Genomic DNA, 18856 nt, shown 5'->3' with positions numbered 1-18856 from the left:
CACATGACTAACCAGATCAAGGGAATCCTGGGCACCAAGCTCGGCATGACCCAGGTCTTCGACGAGAACAACCGGGTCGTTCCGGTGACGGTCGTCAAGGCCGGACCGAACGTGGTCACGCAGATCCGCACCGAGGAGCGCGACGGTTACAACGCCGTGCAGCTCGCCTACGGTGCCATCGCGCCGCGCAAGGTCAACAAGCCGGTTCGCGGCCAGTTCGACAAGGCCGGCGTCACGCCGCGCCGCCACCTGGTCGAGCTCCGGGTCGAGAACACCTCGGAGTACGAGGTCGGCCAGGAACTCACCGCAGAGGTCTTCGAGGACGGCGCCTACGTCGACGTCACCGGCACCTCCAAGGGCAAGGGCTTCGCCGGCACCATGAAGCGCCACGGCTTCGCCGGCCAGGGTGCGTCGCACGGTACGCAGGCTGTGCACCGTCGTCCGGGCTCCATCGGTGGTTGCGCCACCCCGGGTCGCGTGTTCAAGGGCACGCGCATGTCCGGCCGCATGGGCTCCGACCGCATCACGACGCAGAACCTCTCGGTCCACAAGGTGGATGCCGAGAACGGTCTGCTGCTGATCAAGGGCGCGATCCCGGGTCGCAAGGGCGGCCTCGTGATCGTCAAGACCGCAGTGAAGGGTGGTGCACGGGCATGACCAGCACCGAGACCGCAACCAAGCTGACGCTGGACGTCAAGGCCCCCGGTGGCCAGACCTCCGGCTCCGTCGATCTCCCTGCCGAGATCTTCGACGCTCCCGCGAACATCGCGCTGCTGCACCAGGTCGTCACCGCGCAGCTCGCTGCCGCTCGCCAGGGAACGCACTCCACCAAGACCCGCGGCGAGGTCCGCGGCGGTGGCAAGAAGCCGTACCGCCAGAAGGGCACCGGCCGCGCACGTCAGGGCTCGACCCGTGCGCCGCAGTTCGCCGGCGGTGGCACCGTCCACGGCCCGCAGCCGCGCGACTACAGCCAGCGCACCCCCAAGAAGATGAAGGCAGCCGCCCTGCGCGGTGCCCTCTCCGACCGGGCGCGCAACGAGCGCATCCACGTGATCACCGAAGTCGTTTCGGGTCAGGTCCCGTCGACCAAGGGTGCTCGTACCTTCCTCGCCGAGCTGACGGATCGCAAGAACGTGCTGCTCGTCGTCGGTCGTGCGGATATCGCAGCGTGGAAGTCGGTGCAGAACCTGCCGAACGTCCACGTGCTCGCGCCGGATCAGCTGAACACCTACGACGTGCTCTACAGCGATGACGTCGTGTTCAGCGTCGAGGCGCTCAACACGTTCATCCACGGGCCGGCCGAGTCCGGCCAGGAAGTGAAGGAGGAGAGCAAGTGAGCACGATCGCCGATCCTCGCGACATCCTGCTGGCTCCCGTCGTCTCCGAGAAGTCCTACGGGCTGATGGAAGAGGGCACCTACACCTTCCTGGTGCACCCGGACTCGAACAAGACGCAGATCAAGATTGCCGTCGAGAAGGTCTTCGGCGTCAAGGTGAGCAGCGTCAACACCGCCAACCGTCAGGGCAAGCGCAAGCGGACCCGGTTCGGTTACGGCAAGCGCAAGGACACCAAGCGCGCGCTCGTGACCCTCGCGGCCGACAGCAAGCCCATCGAGATCTTCGGAGGCCCGGTCGCGTAGCGATCGGAACTCTCGAGAGATAGAGGACGAGAAGACTCATGGCAATCCGTAAGTACAAGCCGACTACGCCGGGCCGTCGTGGCGCCAGCGTCTCGGACTTCGCCGAGATCACTCGGTCGACGCCCGAGAAGTCGCTGATCCGCCCGCTGCACGGTCGCGGTGGACGTAACGCGCACGGCCGCATCACCACCCGTCACAAGGGTGGCGGACACAAGCGCGCCTACCGCCTCATCGACTTCCGTCGTAACGACAAGGACGGCGTGCCGGCCAAGGTCGCTCACATCGAGTACGACCCCAACCGCACCGCGCGCATCGCGCTGCTCCACTACGTGGACGGCGAGAAGCGCTACATCATCGCCCCCAAGGGTCTCGTGCAGGGTGCCCCGGTGGAGTCGGGCCCCAACGCCGACATCAAGCCCGGCAACAACCTGCCGCTGCGCAACATCCCGACGGGTACCACCATCCACGCGGTCGAGCTGCGTCCGGGTGGCGGCGCCAAGATGGCCCGCTCCGCCGGCGCGAGCATCCAGCTCCTCGGTAAGGAAGGCACCTACGCCACGCTGCGCATGCCCTCCGGTGAGATCCGTCGCGTCGACGTGCGCTGCCGCGCAACCGTCGGCGAGGTCGGCAACGCCGAGCAGTCGAACATCAACTGGGGCAAGGCCGGCCGTATGCGCTGGAAGGGCAAGCGCCCGACTGTCCGTGGTGTCGTCATGAACCCGGTCGACCACCCGCACGGCGGTGGTGAGGGCAAGACCTCGGGTGGTCGCCACCCGGTCAGCCCGTGGGGCAAGCCCGAGGGCCGCACCCGCAAGAACAAGGCGTCCGACAAGCTCATCGTCCGTCGTCGCCGCACCGGCAAGAAGCGCTAGTCAAGGAGGGAGTTAGAGAATGCCACGCAGCCTCAAGAAGGGCCCGTTCGTCGACGACCACCTCCTGGCGAAGGTGGACACGCAGAACGAGAAGGGCACCAAGCAGGTCATCAAGACCTGGTCGCGCCGTTCCACGATCCTGCCCGACTTCATCGGTCACACGTTCGCTGTCCACGATGGACGCAAGCACGTGCCGGTGTTCGTCTCGGAGTCCATGGTCGGTCACAAGCTCGGTGAGTTCGCGCCGACCCGTACGTTCAAGGGCCACATCAAGGACGACCGGAAGAGCAAGCGTCGATGAGCACTGAAACCACCACCAACAGCGCTCGGGCTGTTGCGCGCCACGTGCGCGTGACCCCGATGAAGGCGCGCCGCGTCGTCGACATCGTTCGCGGTAAGTCCGTCGAGGAGGCCCTGGCCATCCTCAAGTTCGCGCCGCAGGCCGCGGCCGAGCCGGTCGCCAAGGTGATCGCGAGCGCCGCAGCGAACGCGCAGAACAACTACAACCTCGACCCCAGCACGCTCGTCGTCGCGACTGCGTACGTGGACGAGGGTGCGACCCTGAAGCGGTTCCAGCCGCGTGCCCAGGGCCGTGCGTTCCGCATCCGCAAGCGGTCGAGCCACATCACCGTGATCGTGGAAAGTGTCGAGTCCCGGTCGACTTCGACTCGCAACCGCCGGAAGGGAGCTCAGTAGTGGGCCAGAAGATCAACCCGCACGGCTTCCGTCTGGGCATTACCACCGACTGGAAGTCTCGTTGGTACGCGGACAAGCAGTACGCGGATTATGTCAAGGAAGACGTCGCGATCCGTAAGTTCCTGGCCACCGGCCTCGAGCGCGCCGGCATCGCGAAGGTCGAGATCGAGCGCACCCGCGACCGCGTGCGTGTGGACATCCACACCGCTCGTCCGGGCATCGTCATCGGACGCCGTGGCGCCGAGGCCGATCGCATCCGCGCCGAGCTCGAGAAGCTGACCGGTAAGCAGGTCCAGCTGAACATCCTCGAGGTCAAGAACGCCGAGTCCGAGGCACAGCTCGTCGCGCAGGGCGTGGCCGAGCAGCTCTCGAACCGTGTCGCCTTCCGTCGTGCGATGCGCAAGGCCATCCAGTCGGCCATGCGTCAGCCGAACGTCAAGGGCATCCGCGTGCAGTGCTCGGGCCGCCTCGGTGGCGCCGAGATGTCGCGTTCGGAGTTCTACCGCGAGGGTCGCGTTCCGCTGCACACGCTGCGTGCGGACATCGACTACGGTCTCTACGAGGCACGGACCACCTTCGGCCGCATCGGCGTGAAGGTCTGGATCTACAAGGGCGACATCGTCGGTGGCCGTCGTGAGCTCGCTGCTGCTGCAGCCGCTCCCGCCGACCGGCCGCGTCGTGAGCGTCCGAGCCGCCCGCGTCGTTCCGGCGCGTCGGGCACCACCGCGACGAGCACCGAGGCCGGCCGCGCCGCATCGAGCGACGCTCCTGCCTCGACCGAGAACAAGGAGGGCTGACGCAATGTTGATCCCCCGGCGGGTCAAACACCGCAAGCAGCACCATCCGAGCCGTACGGGTGCCGCCAAGGGCGGAACCCAGGTGGCCTTCGGTGACTACGGCATCCAGGCTCTCGAGCCGGCCTACATCACCAACCGGCAGATCGAGTCCGCTCGTATCGCCATGACCCGGCACATCAAGCGTGGCGGCAAGATCTGGATCAACATCTTCCCGGATCGTCCCCTCACCAAGAAGCCTGCCGAGACCCGCATGGGTTCCGGTAAGGGTTCGCCGGAGTGGTGGGTCGCGAACGTCAAGCCCGGTCGCGTGCTGTTCGAGATGAGCTACCCCAACGAGGAGATTGCGCGCGAGGCGCTGCGTCGCGCGATGCACAAGCTCCCCTGCAAGTGCCGCATCGTGACGAGGGAGGAGCAGTTCTGATGGCTACCGGTACCCCCGCCGCGGAACTCCGCGAGCTGAGCGACGAAGAGCTGACCGACAAGCTCCGCGAAGCCAAGGAAGAGCTGTTCAACCTCCGCTTCCAGATGGCTACCGGCCAGCTGGACAACAACCGTCGGCTTCGCGTCGTGCGCAACGAGATCGCCCGCATCTACACGGTGCTGCGCGAGCGCGAGCTCGGACTGGCCACCGGCCCGAACGCGGGTGACGTGGCATGAGTGAGGAAAAGACAGTGAGCAACCAGGAACAGCGCGCGAGCCGTAAGGTCCGCATCGGTTACGTCGTCTCGGACAAGATGGAGAAGACCATCGTCGTCGAGCTCGAGGACCGTGTGAAGCACCCGCTGTACGGCAAGATCATCCGCCGTACGACCAAGGTGAAGGCGCACGACGAGAACGGTCTTGCCGGCATCGGCGACCGCGTGCAGCTGATGGAGACCCGTCCGCTGTCCGCGTCGAAGCGCTGGCGTCTGGTCGAGGTCCTCGAGAAGGCCAAGTAGGCCTGCTCGTCCTCGACGACAGCGAGATCATGCAGCACCCCACCGCCCACACCACGGGTGGTGGGGTGCTGTGCGTCCGGTAGGTACTCCCCGCAGAGACGTCGCGACACGCCCGGTTCCGGGGTGGACGATGACATCACAATTCGCGAATTTGCCCTGCGTACGGTATATGGCCTACTCTGGACGGGTTGCTTACGGGACCCGTGTGTGATTCGCACGTGCGCCGTGAGCGGCCGACGACCGCGTACGTCCAGGTCGGAAATCTGACGTACACACCAATCCAGGTCAAGGAGAAGTAAGTGATCCAGCAGGAGTCGCGACTGCGCGTCGCCGACAACACGGGTGCCAAGGAGATCCTCTGCATCCGCGTTCTCGGTGGCTCGTCCCGTCGCTACGCCGGAATCGGTGACGTCATCGTCGCCACCGTCAAGGACGCGATCCCCGGCGGCAACGTCAAGCGCGGCGATGTCGTCAAGGCCGTGATCGTGCGCACCGCCAAGGAGCGCCGCCGGCCGGACGGCTCGTACATCAAGTTCGACGAGAACGCTGCCGTCATCATCAAGGGCGACAACGATCCTCGCGGCACCCGCATCTTCGGACCCGTCGGTCGCGAGCTCCGCGACAAGCGGTTCATGAAGATCGTCTCGCTCGCTCCGGAGGTGCTGTGATGAAGGTGCACAAGGGTGACACCGTGCTCGTCATCTCGGGCAAGGACAAGGGCGCCAAGGGCAAGGTTATCGCGGCCTACCCCGCGACCGGCAAGGTCCTCGTCGAGGGCGTGAACCGAATCAAGAAGCACACCGCGGTCTCGGCCAACGAGCGTGGTGCCTCGTCCGGAGGCATCGTCACGCAGGAGGCCCCGATCCACGTTTCCAACGTCGCGGTCATCGACTCGGACGGCAACCCCACCCGCGTGGGTTACCGCGTCGACGAGGAGACCGGCAAGCGCGTTCGGGTTTCCCGGAAGAACGGGAAGGACATCTGACATGACCAGCACCGAAACCAAGACCCAGCCGCGCCTCAAGGTGCGGTACCGCGAGGAGATCCGCGACGCGCTGAACGCGGAGTTCGACTACGCGAACGTCATGCAGATCCCCGGCGTCGTGAAGGTCGTCGTCAACATGGGCGTCGGCGACGCCGCCCGCGACGCGAAGCTCATCAACGGAGCCGTCAACGATCTCGCGCTCATCACCGGTCAGAAGCCGGAGATCCGCAAGGCCCGCAAGTCCATCGCACAGTTCAAGCTGCGCGAGGGCATGCCGATCGGTGCGCGCGTCACGCTGCGCGGCGACCGCATGTGGGAGTTCCTGGACCGTCTCGTGTCCATCGCGCTTCCCCGTATCCGGGACTTCCGCGGCCTCAACGGCAACCAGTTCGACGGCAACGGCAACTACACGTTCGGCCTGAACGAGCAGTCGATGTTCCACGAGATCGACGTGGACAAGATCGACCGCCCGCGCGGCATGGACATCACTGTCGTGACCACCGCTACCAACAACGAAGAAGGCCGTGCCCTGCTCAAGCACCTCGGCTTCCCGTTCAAGGAGAACTGAGCCCATGGCTAAGAAGGCACTGGTCAACAAGGCCAACAAGAAGCCGAAGTTCGCGGTTCGCGCCTACACCCGCTGCCAGCGTTGCGGGCGTCCGCACTCGGTCTTCCGCAAGTTCGGACTCTGCCGCATCTGCCTGCGCGAGATGGCGCACCGCGGAGAGCTTCCGGGAGTTCACAAGAGCTCCTGGTGACGTGATCGGTGGGCGGAGTACCGCGAAGGTCTCCGCCCACCGCCACGCTGTCATGGGTTCGTCGCCGCTCCGGCCGACGAACCCGCTATCGATACCGAGTTTCGATGTAGGCCCACGGCCGGATCGCTCCGGCGTTGCATGGGAACCGCACCGAGAAAGGTGAACAGGTCAGCCATGACCATGACCGACCCCATCGCAGACTTCTTGACGCGTCTGCGTAACGCCAACACGGCGTACCACGACGAGGTCAAGCTCCCGTCCTCGAAGATCAAGGTGAACATCGCCGAGATCCTCAAGCGCGAGGGCTACATCTCGGACTACCGCACCGAGGACGCCGAGGTGGGCAAGACCCTCATCGTCGATCTCAAGTACGGACCTTCCCGTGAGCGCAGCCTCGCCGGCGTGCGCCGCGTGTCGAAGCCCGGCCTGCGCGTGTACGCGAAATCCACCAACCTGCCCAAGGTCCTGGGCGGCCTCGGCGTGGCGATCATCTCCACGTCTTCCGGCCTGCTCACCGATCGCCAGGCGGCCAAGCAGGGAGTGGGCGGGGAAGTCCTCGCCTACGTCTGGTAAAGGGAGGCCACCACAATGTCGCGAATCGGAAAACTCCCCGTCGCAGTCCCCGCAGGCGTCGAGGTCACCATCGACGGCCAGGATGTCGCAGTCAAGGGCCCCAAGGGCAACCTGTCGCTGACGATCTCCGAGCCGATCGCCGTCGCCAAGGGCGAGGACGGCGCAATCAACGTCACGCGTCCGAACGACGAGCGTCGCAGCCGTGCGCTGCACGGTCTGTCGCGCACCCTCGTGCAGAACCTCATCGTCGGTGTGACCGAGGGTTACACCACCAAGATGGAGATCCACGGCGTCGGTTACCGCGTGGCTCTCAAGGGCAAGGACCTCGAGTTCTCGCTCGGCTACAGCCACCCCGTGCTGATCGAGGCGCCCGAGGGCATCACGTTCGCCGTCGAGAACCCCACGCGGTTCTCGATCTCGGGCATCGACAAGCAGAAGGTCGGCCAGATCGCGGCCAACATCCGCCGGCTGCGCAAGTCCGACCCGTACAAGGGCAAGGGCATCCGCTACGAGGGTGAACAGGTCCGTCGCAAGGTCGGAAAGACGGGTAAGTGATCATGAGCCAGACCGAGAACCAGAAGGCCAAGCGCATCCCGCGCGGCAAGGACGCCTCCACCACGCGTCGCCTTTCGAAGACGCGTCGTCACTTCCGCCTCCGCAAGAAGATCTCCGGCACCGCCGAGCGTCCCCGCCTCGTCGTCAACCGGTCGTCGCGCCACCTGCACGTGCAGCTGGTCGACGATCTGACCGGCACCACCCTCGCGGCAGCGTCGTCCGTCGAACCCGATGTGCGTGCTCTCGAGGGCGACAAGAAGGCTCGCGGCGCGAAGGTCGGTCAGCTGATCGCCGAGCGCGCGAAGGCTGCCGGAGTGGAAGCCGTGGTCTTCGACCGCGGTGGACACACCTACAGCGGACGCATCGCGGCCCTCGCGGACGCGGCTCGCGAAAGCGGGTTGAAGTTCTGATGACCATTTTCTCGAACGGAAGGAACGCCTGATGCCGGGACGTCAGCGGCGTGACGGCGGCAACGGCCCCGCCGGACAGAACCCCAACAGCGGTGACAACCGTGGCGGTCGTGACCGCCGCGACCGCGACTCGCGCGGCGGCAACGCTGCCGAGAAGTCGAACTACATCGAGCGTGTCGTCTCGATCAACCGTGTGTCGAAGGTCGTCAAGGGCGGCCGTCGCTTCAGCTTCACCGCTCTGGTGATCGTGGGCGACGGCAACGGCCTGGTCGGCGTCGGCTACGGCAAGGCCAAGGAAGTTCCCGCGGCCATCCAGAAGGGTGTCGAGGAAGCTCGCAAGAACTTCTTCCGCGTTCCGCTCATCGGCGGAACCATCACCCACCCCGTCCAGGGTGAGGCTGCAGCCGGTGTCGTCCTGCTGCGTCCGGCTTCTCCCGGTACCGGTGTCATCGCCGGTGGCGCTGTGCGCGCGGTGCTGGAGTGCGCGGGTGTCCACGACATCCTGTCGAAGTCGCTCGGCTCCGACAACGCCATCAATGTGGTGCACGCGACGGTTGCGGCCCTCAAGGGTCTGCAGCGTCCCGAGGAAGTCGCGGCTCGCCGCGGCCTCACCCTCGAGGAAGTTGCTCCGGCCGGCATGCTGCGCGCACGTGCACAGGCTGCTGGGAGCGTGAAGTAATGGCAGAGCTGAAGATCACCCAGATCAAGAGCACCATCGGGGCCAAGTCGAATCAGCGCGACAGCCTCCGGACCCTCGGCCTGCGGAAGATCCGCCAGTCCGTCGTCCGTGAGGACAATGCGCAGAACCGTGGCCTGATCAACGTGGTGCGTCACCTCGTCACCGTTGAGGAGGTCTGAGAATGACCATCAAGCTGCATCACCTGCGCCCGGCTCCGGGTGCGAAGACGGACAAGACCCGCGTCGGACGCGGTGAGGGTTCGAAGGGCAAGACCGCCGGCCGCGGTACGAAGGGCACGAAGGCACGCAAGAACGTGTCGCCGGCCTTCGAGGGTGGCCAGATGCCCATCCACATGCGTCTGCCGAAGCTCAAGGGCTTCAAGAACGCATTCCGTACCGAGTACCAGATCGTCAACGTCGGGGACATCGCTCGCGCGTTCCCCGAGGGCGGACAGATCGGTGTCGCGGACCTCGTGGCGAAGGGTCTGGTTCGCAAGAACCAGCTCGTCAAGGTCCTCGGCGAGGGCGAGCTGACGGTGGCCGTGCAGGTCACCGCCGACAAGTTCTCGTCCTCCGCTCAGGAGAAGATCGCTGCCGCCGGTGGCAGCGCGACCGTCCAGGCCTGACCTGTACTTTCGCGTGTGAGTCACGGCTGTCGAACGGCCGCGGTGCAGAAGCCTGCACCGCGGCCGTTCGCGCTTTCACAGCGGTGACATAGGCTACCGGGCTACCCCTGTTCACCGGGGCCACTGTTAGAGTTTCAGAGTTGTCTACCGTCCGACGGATCCGTCTCGATCCGTCGTCCCCGATCGGCCCGCCAGGAGGATCTTTGCTTTCCGCCTTCGTCTCGGCCCTCAGGACACCGGACCTGAGGCGGAAGATTCTCATCGCCCTCGGGCTCGTGGCGCTGTACCGCCTCGGTGCAACCGTGCCGTCCCCGGGCGTCGACTACGGCAATGTTCAGGCCTGTGTGGATCAGCTGGCCGGAAGCGAGCAGGCCGGCATCTACTCGCTGATCAATTTGTTCTCCGGTGGTGCGCTGCTGCAACTATCGGTTTTCGCGATCGGCATCATGCCGTTCATCACCGCGAGCATCATCGTGCAGCTGCTCACCGTGGTGATCCCCAGATTCGAGGAACTGCGCAAGGAAGGCCAGTCCGGTCAGGCGAAGATGACGCAGTACACGCGTTATCTCGCCGTCGCCCTCGCCGTCCTGCAGGCCACCGGCATCGTTGCGCTCGCCGCCCGCGGTCAGTTGCTACAGGGCTGTTCCGAGCCGATCCTCGCCGACGACAGCATCTTCGCCATGGTCGTGATCGTGTTGGTGATGACAGCGGGCGCGGCCGTCGTGATGTGGTTCGGCGAACTCATCACCGAGCGCGGCGTCGGCAACGGCATGTCGCTGCTGATCTTCGCGGGCATCGCGGCCGCGCTGCCCACCGAGGGTCGCACGATCCTCGAGTCCCGCGGTGGTCTGGTCTTCGCGATCGTCTGTGTCGTGGCCCTGGTCCTGATCACGGGCGTGGTGTTCATCGAGCAGGGTCAGCGCCGGATTCCGGTGCAGTACGCCAAGCGCATGGTCGGCCGTCGCATGTACGGCGGGTCGTCGACCTATCTGCCGCTGAAGGTCAACCAGGCCGGCATCATCCCGGTCATCTTCGCGTCGTCGCTGCTGTACCTGCCGAACCTCATCGCGCAGCTGACCGGTGCCACGACGAACCCGGATCCGAGCTGGTGGCAGCGGATCATCAACGAGTACCTGGTCAACCCGAACAACCCGGTCTACATCGCGATCTACTTCGCCCTGATCGTGTTCTTCGTCTTCTTCTACGTCGCGATCACCTTCAATCCGGAGGAACGAGCGGACGAGATGAAGAAGTACGGCGGTTTCATCCCCGGTATCCGCCCGGGACGACCCACTGCGGAATACCTCAGCTTCGTGCTCAACCGCATCACGGTTCCGGGCTCGATCTACCTCGGTCTCATCGCGACGCTTCCGAACTTCTTCCTGTCCGGCAGCCAAACGGCTTCGAGCATCTTCGGTGGCGCCGCGGTTCTCATTCTCGTCAGTGTCGCGCTGGACACTGTCAAGCAGATCGAAAGTCAACTGATGCAGCGTAACTACGAAGGGTTCCTCAAGTGAGACTTGTACTGCTCGGTCCTCCCGGTGCCGGCAAGGGCACACAGGCCGCGATTCTGTCCGAGAAGCTCGGCGTTCCCGCGATCTCGACCGGCGACCTGTTCCGCGCGAACATCGGGCAGGGCACTCCGCTCGGCGTCGAGGCCAAGAAGTACATCGACGCGGGGGATCTGGTTCCCGCCGAGATCACGAACAACATGGTGCGCGAGCGCCTCGCCGAGCCGGACGCCGCCAACGGCTTCCTCCTCGACGGCTTCCCCCGCAGCGTGGAGCAGGCCAAGGAACTCGAGAACATCCTGCAGGACCTCGGTGTCGCCCTCGACGGCGTGCTGTCCTTCGTCATCGACGAGGACGTGGTCGTCGAACGGATGCTCGCTCGCGGTCGTGCAGACGACACCGAGGACGTGATTCGCAACCGCCTCCGGGTCTACCGTGAGGAGACGGCACCGCTTCTCGACTACTACTCCGATTCGATCATCACGGTCGACGCCATCGGTGAGGTCGAGGAGATCAACACGCGGGCGTTGTCCGCCCTCGGAAAGTAGACGGGTAGTTCGACATGGGTTTCGGGCGCAAGCGCTCAGTGGTCCCGTTCCGTACGTCGGGTGAACTCGACGCGATGGCGGCTGCGGGAGCCGTGGTCGGCGCCGCACTCGTCGCAGTGCGCGAGGCCGCGAAACCGGGCGTGAGCACCCTCGAACTCGACCAGGTGGCGGAATCGGTCATCCGCGATGCGGGGGCCGTTCCGTCCTTCCTGGGCTACCACGGTTTCACCGGCTCGATCTGTTCCTCGGTCAACGAGGTCGTCGTCCACGGCATACCGTCGGCCTCGGTGGTCCTCGCCGAAGGCGACCTCGTGTCCATCGACTGCGGCGCGATCCTCGACGGCTGGCACGGCGACTCGGCATGGACGTTCGGGATCGGGGAGTTGTCTCCTGCCGATATCGACCTGAGCGAGGCCACCCGCTTGTCGCTCGAAGCGGGGATCGCAGCGATGCTCCCGGGCAACCGCCTCACCGATGTGTCGCATGCGATCGAGCAGGGCACCCATGCCGCGGAGAAGTTGCACGGGCGGTCGTACGGAATCGTCGACGGCTACGGTGGGCACGCCATCGGGCGGGAGATGCACATGGATCCGTTCCTCCCCAACGAGGGAAAGCCGGGCAAGGGGCCGAAACTGGTCGTCGGATCGGTGCTGGCCATCGAGCCGATGCTCACCCTCGGCACCTATGAGACCGAGGTCCTGGGCGACGAATGGACGGTCGTGACCGTCGACGGCAGCCGCGCCGCGCACTGGGAGCACACCGTCGCGGTCACCGAGGACGGACCGCGGATCCTCACCCTCCGACCGGAGTGACGTTCCGGCTCACACCTCGACGAGGAGCGTGACCGGTCCGTCGTTGACCAGACTCACCTCCATGTGGGCCCCGAACTTCCCCGTCTCGACCGTCGCGCCGAGATCGCGCAGCGCATTCGCGAAGTCGTCGACGAGGGGTTCGGCGATCGCCCGCGGTGCGGCCGCCGACCACGAGGGACGCCGGCTCTTGCGGGTATCGGCCATGAGAGTGAACTGGCTGACGACCAGAATGGGGGCATCGACATCCGAGGCCGACTTTTCGTCCTCGAGGATGCGGAGGGTCCACACCTTCCGGGCGAGCGTCGCGGCCTTGCCGGCGTCGTCGTCGTGGGTGACACCGACGAGCACGAGGAGACCGTGACCGCCGTCGGGCGGGGCGATACGGGCCACCTCGGCTCCGTCGACCGCCACCGCCGCGGTGGTCACCCGCTGAATCAACGCCCGCACGTGACGTCCTCCTCTTCCATGCTTACTTCTTGTGTTCATTTGTCCTGGACGGGCAACTTCCCGTACCATTGATCGGTGGTGCGCGCTGCGCTCCGGTCGGTCCCGTGTCGAATTCCTGTCGAATGTCGGTTCGTGCCGGTCACGGAGTTGCCGAGCGTCACGGTAACGGATGCCGATGCAACCACAACGCCGAACAACGGATCGCGGAGGATATGGCTAAGAAAGACGGGGCAATCGAGGTCGAGGGCCGGGTTATCGAACCGCTGCCCAACGCGATGTTCCGCATCGAGTTGGAGAATGGGCACAAGGTTCTCGCCCATATCAGCGGCAAGATGCGTCAGCACTACATTCGTATCCTTCCCGAGGACCGCGTTGTCGTGGAGCTTTCTCCCTACGACCTCACGCGTGGACGCATCGTCTACCGCTACAAGTAACGAAACTTCCCCGGCCACACGGTCGGGGAGAATCATGTCGCCGGGCCCGGTCCTGCCGTGTCCGGCGGCGCACATACAGGAGATCGGACTTACGTGAAGGTTCAGCCTAGCGTCAAGAAGATCTGCGAGAAGTGCAAGGTGATCCGTCGTAACGGCCGGGTCATGGTGATCTGCGAGAACCTGCGCCACAAGCAGCGTCAGGGCTAGATCCACCTTCGTCTCGAAGATCTGCTTGGCAACAAGCACGAAGACCTTCCAGCACCAGTCGCGTGGTTACGATCCTCGACTCGTCGAGGAGCTGCGCGATCAACCCCCGGTTCGGAGGCCGGGGCCCCACTGTGTTTATCGACTCACACAGTTCTTCGACGCAGGGGACGGGCTGGGAGCAGACCTCCGCGCACCGAATAGGAATGCCACATGGCACGTCTCGCAGGTGTCGATCTTCCCCGCGAAAAGCGGATGGAGATCGCACTCACGTACATCTACGGCATCGGCCGTACCCGCTCCAAGGAGATCCTCGAGGCCACCGGCGTCAGCCCGGACCTGCGCAGCAAGGATCTGACGGACGAGGACCTCGCCAAGCTCCGCGAGTACATCGAGGAGAGCTACAAGGTCGAGGGTGACCTTCGTCGCGAGGTTCAGGCGGACATCCGCCGCAAGATCGAGATCGGCTGCTACCAGGGCCTGCGACACCGTCGTGGTCTGCCCGTGCGTGGACAGCGCACCAAGACCAACGCCCGCACCCGTAAGGGTCCGAAGCGCACCGTCGCAGGAAAGAAGAAGTAATGCCTCCCAAGTCACGTAGCACCGGTCCGAAGAAGACCCAGAAGGCACGGCGCAGGGACAAGAAGAACGTTCCGCACGGTGCCGCTCACATCAAGAGCACGTTCAACAACACCATCGTGTCGATCACGGACCCGCAGGGCAACGTGATCTCCTGGGCGTCCTCCGGCCACGTCGGCTTCAAGGGTTCGCGTAAGTCGACCCCCTTCGCCGCGCAGCTCGCCGCCGAGAACGCCGCCCGCAAGGCGCAGGAACACGGTGTCAAGAAGGTCGACGTCTTCGTCAAGGGCCCGGGCTCGGGCCGCGAGACGGCGATCCGCTCGCTCCAGGCCGCAGGCCTCGAGGTCGGCACCATCTCCGATGTCACCCCGCAGCCGCACAACGGTTGCCGTCCGCCCAAGCGGCGTCGCGTCTAACGGGAAAGGAAGGTAAAGAAGAATGGCTCGTTATACCGGTCCCGTTACCCGTAAGTCGCGTCGTCTCCGTGTCGACCTGGTCGGAGGCGATCAGGCCTTCGAGCGTCGCCCCTACCCGCCCGGCCAGCACGGCCGCGCGCGGATCAAGGAGAGCGAATACCTGCTCCAGCTGCAGGAGAAGCAGAAGGCCCGCTTCTCCTACGGCGTGATGGAGAAGCAGTTCCGCCGCTACTACGAAGAGGCCGCAAGCCGCCCCGGCAAGACCGGTGAGGTTCTGCTGACCATCCTCGAGTCGCGTCTGGACAACGTCGTCTACCGTGCCGGCCTCGCCCGCACGCGTCGTCAGGCTCGCCAGCTCGTGAGCCACGGCCACTTCCTGGTCAACGGCAAGAAGGTCGACATCCCCAGCTACCGCGTCTCGCAGTACGACATCATCGATGTCCGCGAGAAGTCGCTGAGCACGCTGCCCTTCCAGGTGGCGCGTGAGACCCAGGGCGAGCGCCCGATCCCGGGTTGGCTGCAGGTCGTCGGTCCGCGCATGCGGGTGCTGGTCCACCAGCTCCCCGAGCGCGCACAGATCGACATCCCGCTGCAGGAACAGCTGATCGTCGAGTACTACTCGAAGTAGGACACCACCTAGGTGTCGTGGTGTCCTCCGGTCCGTCCGGACGGGAGGACACCGCTCCATTCCACTAGGGCGTCATATGGCGGACGCCCACAAGGAGGCAACAGATGCTCATCTCTCAGCGACCCACACTGACCGAAGAGGTCATCGCTGAAAACCGCTCGAAGTTCGTCATCGAGCCGCTCGAGCCTGGCTTCGGGTACACCCTCGGCAACTCGCTTCGTCGCACCCTGCTCTCGTCGATTCCGGGTGCAGCTGTCACCAGCATCCGCATCGACGGCGTGCTCCACGAGTTCACCACGGTTCCCGGGGTGAAGGAGGATGTCACCGACATCATCCTGAACCTCAAGGGTCTCGTGGTCAGCTCCGAAGAGGACGAGCCGGTCACCATGTACGTCCGCAAGCAGGGACCGGGCACCGTCACGGCCGGCGACATCGTGCCCCCGGCCGGTGTCACCATCCACAACCCGGACCTGCACATCGCCACCCTGAACGACAAGGGCAAGCTGGAGATCGAACTCGTCGTCGAGCGCGGTCGCGGCTATGTTCCTGCCGTGCAGAACAAGGCGTCCGGCGCCGAGATCGGCCGTATCCCGGTCGACTCGATCTACTCGCCGGTGCTCAAGGTGACGTACAAGGTGGAAGCGACCCGCGTCGAGCAGCGCACCGACTTCGATCGGCTCATTCTCGACGTGGAGACCAAGAACTCGATCAGTGCGCGGGACGCGCTCGCCTCGGCGGGCAAGACCCTCGTGGAGCTCTTCGGTCTGGCTCGTGAGCTGAACGTCGAAGCAGAAGGCATCGAGATCGGTCCCTCGCCCGCCGAGGCCGACCACATCGCCTCCTTCGGACTTCCGATCGAGGACCTCGACCTCACCGTCCGGTCCTACAACTGCCTCAAGCGCGAGGGTGTTCACACCGTCGGCGAGCTCGTGGCACGCACGGAGTCCGACCTGCTCGACATCCGCAACTTCGGCCAGAAGTCCATCGACGAGGTCAAGGTCAAGCTGCACTCGCTCGGCCTGTCCCTCAAGGACAGCCCGGCTTCGTTCGACCCCAGCACCGTCGCCGGTTACGACGCCGCGACCGGTACCTGGAGCGACACCGAGGCCGGCTCCTTCGGTGACAACGACGGCAACGAGGACTACGCCGAGACCGAGCAGCTGTAGCAGCTCACGGTCCGTTACTAGGAGAAAATCATGCCCAAGCCCAAGAAGGGCGCCCGCTTCGGCGGATCGGCCTCGCATCAGAAGGCGATCATGGCCAACCTGGCCACCGCGCTCTTCGAGCACGGCCGCATCACCACTACCGAGGCCAAGGCCAAGGCCCTGCGCCCGTACGCCGAGAAGCTCGTCACGCACGCGAAGACCGGCACGCTCGCTTCGCGCCGTGAGGTGCTGAAGGTCATCCGCAACAAGGACATCGTCCACGCACTGTTCGCGGAGATCGGTCCCTCTTTCGAGGACCGCAACGGCGGCTACACCCGCATCATCAAGACGATGCCGCGTAAGGGCGACAATGCCCCCATGGCGATCATCGAGCTGGTGCGCGAGAAGACCGTCACCTCCGAGGCCGACCGCGCGCGTCGCGTCGCCGCCTCGCAGGCGCCTGCCGAGGAGAACGTGGTCGAGGCCGTCGAGGCCGAGGCCACCGACGCCGAGGTTGCGAACGCCGAGGCCGTCGTCGACGGTATCGAGGACAGCAACGCCACGGCTGCCGACGCACCCGAGGCGGACGAGGCCAAGAAGGACTAGTCCACTTGGTTTCGGCACCTGCTGAAGCTCACGAGCCCGCTGCCCCTTCCGGGGGCGGCGGGCTCGTGGCTTCTGACGAGACATCCTCCCGACTGCTTCCGGAAGACGACACCACACGCCTGCGTCTCGACATCGCGTACGACGGCACCGACTTCTCGGGCTGGGCACGGCAACCCGGCCGCCGCACCGTGTGCGGCGAGATCGAGGACAAACTTTCCGCGATCGTCCGAACTCCCGTCCTGCTGACCGTGGCCGGTCGCACCGACGCCGGTGTGCACGCGAGCGGGCAGGTTGCTCACGTGGACGTCCCGACCGCAGCGCTACCCGACGACCCGTCGCGTTGGGTCCGTCGTCTCGCGCGTTTCCTGCCGCGCGACGTGCGGGTCACCGGGATCACCGTTGCCCCCGACCATTTCGATGCGCGATTCTCCGCGGTGCGGCGTCATTACGAGTACCGGTTGACCACCGCCGTGTACGGCGCGGATCCGCTGCGTGCCCGCGACACCGTGGCGTGGCCGAAGGCCGTGGACCTCGATGCGATGCAACGAGCTTCGCGCTCGCTGCTCGGCCTCCACGACTTCGCGGCATTCTGCAAGCGACGTGAGGGTGCGACGACCGTGCGGGAACTGCAGCGCTTCGACTGGACATGTGAGGGGACCATCCTCACCGCGTACGTGAGTGCCGACGCCTTCTGCTGGTCGATGGTGCGCAGTCTCGTCGGTGCGGCGCTGGCGGTGGGGGAGGGCCGGCGCAGCGTCGACTGGATGACGGCGTTGCTCGACGAGCGCGAGCGCGCCGCCGCGGTCGCCGTCGCTCCGGCTCACGGCCTGTCGCTGGTAGGCGTGGACTATCCTCCGGACGAAGAGCTGGCCGCGCGCAACATCGCGACGCGGGAGATGCGCGGGCCGATCACGCCGGGCTGTTGCGGATGAAGGGGGCGAGCGTGCGCGCACGACGGTATTCACTGATCGGGGCGATCGGTGCACTGGCTTTGTCGTCGCTGATCGTGCCCGGCGCCCGGACGGCCCACGCCGACGAACCCCGGTCTCCCGCGCCCGTGGAGATCCGATCGCAGAGCGCGACTGTCGAAACGATCGAGAAGCACACGGACCGCGACTGGTCGATGTTCGTGTACTCCCCGTCGATGGAGCGCACGATCGAGGTGCAGGTCCTGCGACCCGCCGACACCGGTGCACCGCGTCCGGTCTTCTATCTGCTCAACGGAGCGGGTGGCGGGGAGGACAGGGCGAACTGGCGGGAACAGACGGACGTCGTCGAGTTCTTCGCCGATGAGAACGTCAACGTCGTCACCCCGATCGGTGGGGCGTTCAGCTACTACACCGACTGGCTCGAGGACGACCCCGCTCTCGGCCGCAACAAGTGGACGACCTTCCTCACCGAAGAGCTTCCCCCGGTGGTGGACGCGGTGCTCGGCGCGAGTGGCCGCAACGCGATTGCAGGGGTGTCGATGTCGGCGACCTCGGCCCTGGCACTCGCGCAGAGCGCGCCGGATCTGTATCAGGCAGTGGGCTCCTACAGTGGCTGCGCGGAGACGTCGACCCAAGAAGGTTCTCGCTACGCCGAGATCGTCGTCGGCCTCGGCGGAGGCGAGGTCGAGAACATGTGGGGGCCGGTCGGCGGCGAGTACTGGGATCGGCAGGATGTCGTGCGCAACGCCGAGAAGTTGCGTGGCAAGGCGGTGTACGTCTCGACGAGCGCCGGAGCGCCCGGCCCCTACGAGCTCGAGGCGTGGGAGGAATCCGGTCTCGCGGTCCTGCCCGACCTGGCGCTGCTGGGAGTCATCGAGGTCGGGGTGTACGACTGCACGATGCGGCTACGCGGTGCCTTGGAAGAAGCCGGAGTACAGGCGAGCTTCTCGATCCGTCCCGACGGCACTCACACCTGGGGCTACTGGCAGGATGCCTTGCACGAGTCGTGGCCCCTGCTGGCGGAGGCCATCGGCGCCTGACGCGAAACACTGTCAGGGTGAGGTCTACGA

The 18856-nt window shown here is 65.6% G+C and carries 33 protein-coding genes; 32 read left to right on the top strand and 1 reads right to left on the bottom strand.

Going from position 1 to position 18856, the window contains the following annotated elements; translation table 11 throughout:
- Nucleotides 1-3: 3 nt before the first annotated feature.
- The 23 genes from rplC to map all read left to right on the top strand — a co-directional run bounded on the left by rplC (nucleotide 4) and on the right by map (nucleotide 12398).
- Nucleotides 4-657: a 50S ribosomal protein L3 gene (gene rplC / locus ABZ789_RS14225; protein WP_358424637.1), complete on the top strand. Its 654-nt coding sequence runs from the start codon at nucleotides 4-6 to the stop codon at nucleotides 655-657.
- Nucleotides 654-1337, top strand: a complete 684-nt coding sequence (gene rplD / locus ABZ789_RS14220) for a 50S ribosomal protein L4 (RefSeq protein WP_358424635.1) — start codon at nucleotides 654-656, stop codon at nucleotides 1335-1337. Before rplC ends, rplD begins: the two co-directional genes overlap by 4 nt.
- Nucleotides 1334-1639 (top strand): 50S ribosomal protein L23, encoded by a 306-nt coding sequence (gene rplW, locus ABZ789_RS14215; RefSeq protein ID WP_016935026.1) that lies wholly within the window; start codon nucleotides 1334-1336, stop codon nucleotides 1637-1639. Before rplD ends, rplW begins: the two co-directional genes overlap by 4 nt.
- Nucleotides 1640-1677: 38 nt before the next feature.
- Nucleotides 1678-2511, top strand: a complete 834-nt coding sequence (gene rplB, locus ABZ789_RS14210) for a 50S ribosomal protein L2 (protein ID WP_006554607.1) — start codon at nucleotides 1678-1680, stop codon at nucleotides 2509-2511.
- A 19-nt stretch (nucleotides 2512-2530) separates the two neighbouring features.
- Nucleotides 2531-2812 (top strand): 30S ribosomal protein S19, encoded by a 282-nt coding sequence (gene rpsS, locus ABZ789_RS14205; RefSeq protein WP_003938088.1) that lies wholly within the window; start codon nucleotides 2531-2533, stop codon nucleotides 2810-2812.
- Nucleotides 2809-3207, top strand: coding sequence for a 50S ribosomal protein L22 (rplV, locus tag ABZ789_RS14200; protein WP_241386093.1), 399 nt, complete (start codon nucleotides 2809-2811; stop codon nucleotides 3205-3207). Before rpsS ends, rplV begins: the two co-directional genes overlap by 4 nt.
- On the top strand, nucleotides 3207-4004 hold the full coding sequence (gene rpsC, locus ABZ789_RS14195) for a 30S ribosomal protein S3 (RefSeq protein ID WP_358424631.1): 798 nt from the start codon (nucleotides 3207-3209) through the stop codon (nucleotides 4002-4004). The genes rplV and rpsC overlap by 1 nt, the downstream gene beginning before the upstream one ends.
- Before the next feature lie 4 nt (nucleotides 4005-4008).
- Complete coding sequence (rplP, locus tag ABZ789_RS14190; protein WP_006554604.1) at nucleotides 4009-4425, top strand: 50S ribosomal protein L16; 417 nt, start codon at nucleotides 4009-4011, stop codon at nucleotides 4423-4425.
- On the top strand, nucleotides 4425-4661 hold the full coding sequence (gene rpmC, locus ABZ789_RS14185; protein ID WP_006554603.1) for a 50S ribosomal protein L29: 237 nt from the start codon (nucleotides 4425-4427) through the stop codon (nucleotides 4659-4661). Before rplP ends, rpmC begins: the two co-directional genes overlap by 1 nt.
- A complete protein-coding gene (gene rpsQ, locus ABZ789_RS14180) occupies nucleotides 4658-4942 on the top strand; it encodes a 30S ribosomal protein S17 (protein ID WP_358424628.1) in 285 nt (94 codons plus the stop codon). The genes rpmC and rpsQ overlap by 4 nt, the downstream gene beginning before the upstream one ends.
- Before the next feature lie 299 nt (nucleotides 4943-5241).
- Complete coding sequence (gene rplN / locus ABZ789_RS14175) at nucleotides 5242-5610, top strand: 50S ribosomal protein L14 (protein ID WP_006554601.1); 369 nt, start codon at nucleotides 5242-5244, stop codon at nucleotides 5608-5610.
- Complete coding sequence (gene rplX / locus ABZ789_RS14170; protein ID WP_358424626.1) at nucleotides 5610-5927, top strand: 50S ribosomal protein L24; 318 nt, start codon at nucleotides 5610-5612, stop codon at nucleotides 5925-5927. Before rplN ends, rplX begins: the two co-directional genes overlap by 1 nt.
- 1 nt (nucleotide 5928) lies before the next feature.
- Nucleotides 5929-6495 carry a 50S ribosomal protein L5 gene (gene rplE, locus ABZ789_RS14165; protein ID WP_264151688.1) on the top strand — a complete coding sequence of 189 codons (567 nt, stop codon included), beginning with the start codon at nucleotides 5929-5931 and terminating at the stop codon, nucleotides 6493-6495.
- Nucleotides 6496-6499: 4 nt separating this feature from the next.
- Entirely contained in the window at nucleotides 6500-6685 is a 186-nt protein-coding gene (locus ABZ789_RS14160; protein WP_006554598.1) for a type Z 30S ribosomal protein S14, read from the top strand.
- 174 nt (nucleotides 6686-6859) lie between these two features.
- Nucleotides 6860-7258 carry a 30S ribosomal protein S8 gene (gene rpsH, locus ABZ789_RS14155; protein ID WP_006554597.1) on the top strand — a complete coding sequence of 133 codons (399 nt, stop codon included), beginning with the start codon at nucleotides 6860-6862 and terminating at the stop codon, nucleotides 7256-7258.
- A 15-nt stretch (nucleotides 7259-7273) separates the two neighbouring features.
- Nucleotides 7274-7813, top strand: a complete 540-nt coding sequence (gene rplF / locus ABZ789_RS14150) for a 50S ribosomal protein L6 (RefSeq protein ID WP_358424623.1) — start codon at nucleotides 7274-7276, stop codon at nucleotides 7811-7813.
- Nucleotides 7814-7815: 2 nt separating this feature from the next.
- The gene (gene rplR / locus ABZ789_RS14145; protein WP_241386086.1) at nucleotides 7816-8223 is read left to right on the top strand and encodes a 50S ribosomal protein L18; all 408 of its coding nucleotides are present in this window, start codon (nucleotides 7816-7818) and stop codon (nucleotides 8221-8223) included.
- Between the two features lie 31 nt (nucleotides 8224-8254).
- A complete protein-coding gene (rpsE, locus tag ABZ789_RS14140; RefSeq protein WP_006554594.1) occupies nucleotides 8255-8902 on the top strand; it encodes a 30S ribosomal protein S5 in 648 nt (215 codons plus the stop codon).
- Nucleotides 8902-9081 carry a 50S ribosomal protein L30 gene (rpmD, locus tag ABZ789_RS14135; protein WP_006554593.1) on the top strand — a complete coding sequence of 60 codons (180 nt, stop codon included), beginning with the start codon at nucleotides 8902-8904 and terminating at the stop codon, nucleotides 9079-9081. Before rpsE ends, rpmD begins: the two co-directional genes overlap by 1 nt.
- A 2-nt stretch (nucleotides 9082-9083) precedes the next feature.
- Nucleotides 9084-9527, top strand: a complete 444-nt coding sequence (gene rplO / locus ABZ789_RS14130) for a 50S ribosomal protein L15 (RefSeq protein ID WP_358424620.1) — start codon at nucleotides 9084-9086, stop codon at nucleotides 9525-9527.
- Nucleotides 9528-9730: 203 nt separating this feature from the next.
- Nucleotides 9731-11044: a preprotein translocase subunit SecY gene (secY, locus tag ABZ789_RS14125; protein WP_358424618.1), complete on the top strand. Its 1314-nt coding sequence runs from the start codon at nucleotides 9731-9733 to the stop codon at nucleotides 11042-11044.
- Nucleotides 11041-11586 (top strand): adenylate kinase, encoded by a 546-nt coding sequence (locus ABZ789_RS14120; RefSeq protein WP_358424616.1) that lies wholly within the window; start codon nucleotides 11041-11043, stop codon nucleotides 11584-11586. The genes secY and ABZ789_RS14120 overlap by 4 nt, the downstream gene beginning before the upstream one ends.
- Nucleotides 11587-11600: 14 nt before the next feature.
- Nucleotides 11601-12398 (top strand): type I methionyl aminopeptidase, encoded by a 798-nt coding sequence (gene map, locus ABZ789_RS14115; protein WP_358424614.1) that lies wholly within the window; start codon nucleotides 11601-11603, stop codon nucleotides 12396-12398.
- Between the two features lie 9 nt (nucleotides 12399-12407).
- Here the strand turns inward: map and dtd are convergent, their stop codons facing one another.
- The gene (gene dtd / locus ABZ789_RS14110) at nucleotides 12408-12845 is read right to left on the bottom strand and encodes a D-aminoacyl-tRNA deacylase (RefSeq protein ID WP_358424612.1); all 438 of its coding nucleotides are present in this window, start codon (nucleotides 12843-12845) and stop codon (nucleotides 12408-12410) included.
- Nucleotides 12846-13057: 212 nt separating this feature from the next.
- Between dtd and infA the strand changes: the two genes are divergently transcribed.
- The 9 genes from infA (at nucleotide 13058) to ABZ789_RS14065 (ending at nucleotide 18826) form a co-directional block, all read left to right on the top strand.
- Entirely contained in the window at nucleotides 13058-13279 is a 222-nt protein-coding gene (gene infA, locus ABZ789_RS14105) for a translation initiation factor IF-1 (RefSeq protein ID WP_006554587.1), read from the top strand.
- A 93-nt stretch (nucleotides 13280-13372) separates the two neighbouring features.
- Nucleotides 13373-13486 carry a 50S ribosomal protein L36 gene (rpmJ, locus tag ABZ789_RS14100; RefSeq protein WP_003938068.1) on the top strand — a complete coding sequence of 38 codons (114 nt, stop codon included), beginning with the start codon at nucleotides 13373-13375 and terminating at the stop codon, nucleotides 13484-13486.
- A gap of 210 nt (nucleotides 13487-13696) precedes the next feature.
- Nucleotides 13697-14065, top strand: a complete 369-nt coding sequence (gene rpsM / locus ABZ789_RS14095) for a 30S ribosomal protein S13 (RefSeq protein ID WP_016932426.1) — start codon at nucleotides 13697-13699, stop codon at nucleotides 14063-14065.
- Nucleotides 14065-14478 (top strand): 30S ribosomal protein S11, encoded by a 414-nt coding sequence (gene rpsK, locus ABZ789_RS14090; RefSeq protein WP_006554585.1) that lies wholly within the window; start codon nucleotides 14065-14067, stop codon nucleotides 14476-14478. Before rpsM ends, rpsK begins: the two co-directional genes overlap by 1 nt.
- A 22-nt stretch (nucleotides 14479-14500) precedes the next feature.
- Nucleotides 14501-15106 (top strand): 30S ribosomal protein S4, encoded by a 606-nt coding sequence (gene rpsD, locus ABZ789_RS14085; RefSeq protein WP_358424609.1) that lies wholly within the window; start codon nucleotides 14501-14503, stop codon nucleotides 15104-15106.
- 104 nt (nucleotides 15107-15210) lie between these two features.
- Nucleotides 15211-16272 carry a DNA-directed RNA polymerase subunit alpha gene (locus tag ABZ789_RS14080; protein WP_016694607.1) on the top strand — a complete coding sequence of 354 codons (1062 nt, stop codon included), beginning with the start codon at nucleotides 15211-15213 and terminating at the stop codon, nucleotides 16270-16272.
- Between the two features lie 30 nt (nucleotides 16273-16302).
- On the top strand, nucleotides 16303-16857 hold the full coding sequence (rplQ, locus tag ABZ789_RS14075; protein WP_358424607.1) for a 50S ribosomal protein L17: 555 nt from the start codon (nucleotides 16303-16305) through the stop codon (nucleotides 16855-16857).
- A 65-nt stretch (nucleotides 16858-16922) separates the two neighbouring features.
- On the top strand, nucleotides 16923-17789 hold the full coding sequence (gene truA / locus ABZ789_RS14070; RefSeq protein WP_358424605.1) for a tRNA pseudouridine(38-40) synthase TruA: 867 nt from the start codon (nucleotides 16923-16925) through the stop codon (nucleotides 17787-17789).
- A gap of 35 nt (nucleotides 17790-17824) precedes the next feature.
- On the top strand, nucleotides 17825-18826 hold the full coding sequence (locus ABZ789_RS14065; RefSeq protein ID WP_358424670.1) for an alpha/beta hydrolase family protein: 1002 nt from the start codon (nucleotides 17825-17827) through the stop codon (nucleotides 18824-18826).
- Nucleotides 18827-18856: the final 30 nt, after the last annotated feature.

This window comes from Rhodococcus sp. NPDC047139 (assembly GCF_040643435.1).
GTDB lineage: Bacteria > Actinomycetota > Actinomycetes > Mycobacteriales > Mycobacteriaceae > Rhodococcus.
The sequence above is the reverse complement of the archived record's forward strand: the minus strand, read 5'-3'. Positions and strand labels throughout refer to the sequence as shown.

What these genes read in the sequence shown, in the direction of transcription:
- ABZ789_RS14160 (WP_006554598.1), top strand. Translation starts at nt 6,500, where the DNA reads ATGGCTAAGAAGGCACTGGTCAACAAGGCCAACAAGAAGCCGAAGTTC.
- rplV (WP_241386093.1), top strand. Translation starts at nt 2,809, where the DNA reads ATGAGCACTGAAACCACCACCAACAGCGCTCGGGCTGTTGCGCGCCAC.
- rplE (WP_264151688.1), top strand. Translation starts at nt 5,929, where the DNA reads ATGACCAGCACCGAAACCAAGACCCAGCCGCGCCTCAAGGTGCGGTAC.
- rpsD (WP_358424609.1), top strand. Translation starts at nt 14,501, where the DNA reads ATGGCTCGTTATACCGGTCCCGTTACCCGTAAGTCGCGTCGTCTCCGT.
- rplC (WP_358424637.1), top strand. Translation starts at nt 4, where the DNA reads ATGACTAACCAGATCAAGGGAATCCTGGGCACCAAGCTCGGCATGACC.
- rpmC (WP_006554603.1), top strand. Translation starts at nt 4,425, where the DNA reads ATGGCTACCGGTACCCCCGCCGCGGAACTCCGCGAGCTGAGCGACGAA.
- rplP (WP_006554604.1), top strand. Translation starts at nt 4,009, where the DNA reads ATGTTGATCCCCCGGCGGGTCAAACACCGCAAGCAGCACCATCCGAGC.
- rplD (WP_358424635.1), top strand. Translation starts at nt 654, where the DNA reads ATGACCAGCACCGAGACCGCAACCAAGCTGACGCTGGACGTCAAGGCC.
- rplO (WP_358424620.1), top strand. Translation starts at nt 9,084, where the DNA reads ATGACCATCAAGCTGCATCACCTGCGCCCGGCTCCGGGTGCGAAGACG.
- rpsM (WP_016932426.1), top strand. Translation starts at nt 13,697, where the DNA reads ATGGCACGTCTCGCAGGTGTCGATCTTCCCCGCGAAAAGCGGATGGAG.
- rplX (WP_358424626.1), top strand. Translation starts at nt 5,610, where the DNA reads ATGAAGGTGCACAAGGGTGACACCGTGCTCGTCATCTCGGGCAAGGAC.
- rpsS (WP_003938088.1), top strand. Translation starts at nt 2,531, where the DNA reads ATGCCACGCAGCCTCAAGAAGGGCCCGTTCGTCGACGACCACCTCCTG.
- rplQ (WP_358424607.1), top strand. Translation starts at nt 16,303, where the DNA reads ATGCCCAAGCCCAAGAAGGGCGCCCGCTTCGGCGGATCGGCCTCGCAT.
- rpsH (WP_006554597.1), top strand. Translation starts at nt 6,860, where the DNA reads ATGACCATGACCGACCCCATCGCAGACTTCTTGACGCGTCTGCGTAAC.
- rpsE (WP_006554594.1), top strand. Translation starts at nt 8,255, where the DNA reads ATGCCGGGACGTCAGCGGCGTGACGGCGGCAACGGCCCCGCCGGACAG.
- rplB (WP_006554607.1), top strand. Translation starts at nt 1,678, where the DNA reads ATGGCAATCCGTAAGTACAAGCCGACTACGCCGGGCCGTCGTGGCGCC.
- rpsK (WP_006554585.1), top strand. Translation starts at nt 14,065, where the DNA reads ATGCCTCCCAAGTCACGTAGCACCGGTCCGAAGAAGACCCAGAAGGCA.
- rpmD (WP_006554593.1), top strand. Translation starts at nt 8,902, where the DNA reads ATGGCAGAGCTGAAGATCACCCAGATCAAGAGCACCATCGGGGCCAAG.
- infA (WP_006554587.1), top strand. Translation starts at nt 13,058, where the DNA reads ATGGCTAAGAAAGACGGGGCAATCGAGGTCGAGGGCCGGGTTATCGAA.
- rplR (WP_241386086.1), top strand. Translation starts at nt 7,816, where the DNA reads ATGAGCCAGACCGAGAACCAGAAGGCCAAGCGCATCCCGCGCGGCAAG.
- map (WP_358424614.1), top strand. Translation starts at nt 11,601, where the DNA reads ATGGGTTTCGGGCGCAAGCGCTCAGTGGTCCCGTTCCGTACGTCGGGT.
- rpsQ (WP_358424628.1), top strand. Translation starts at nt 4,658, where the DNA reads ATGAGTGAGGAAAAGACAGTGAGCAACCAGGAACAGCGCGCGAGCCGT.
- rplF (WP_358424623.1), top strand. Translation starts at nt 7,274, where the DNA reads ATGTCGCGAATCGGAAAACTCCCCGTCGCAGTCCCCGCAGGCGTCGAG.
- ABZ789_RS14080 (WP_016694607.1), top strand. Translation starts at nt 15,211, where the DNA reads ATGCTCATCTCTCAGCGACCCACACTGACCGAAGAGGTCATCGCTGAA.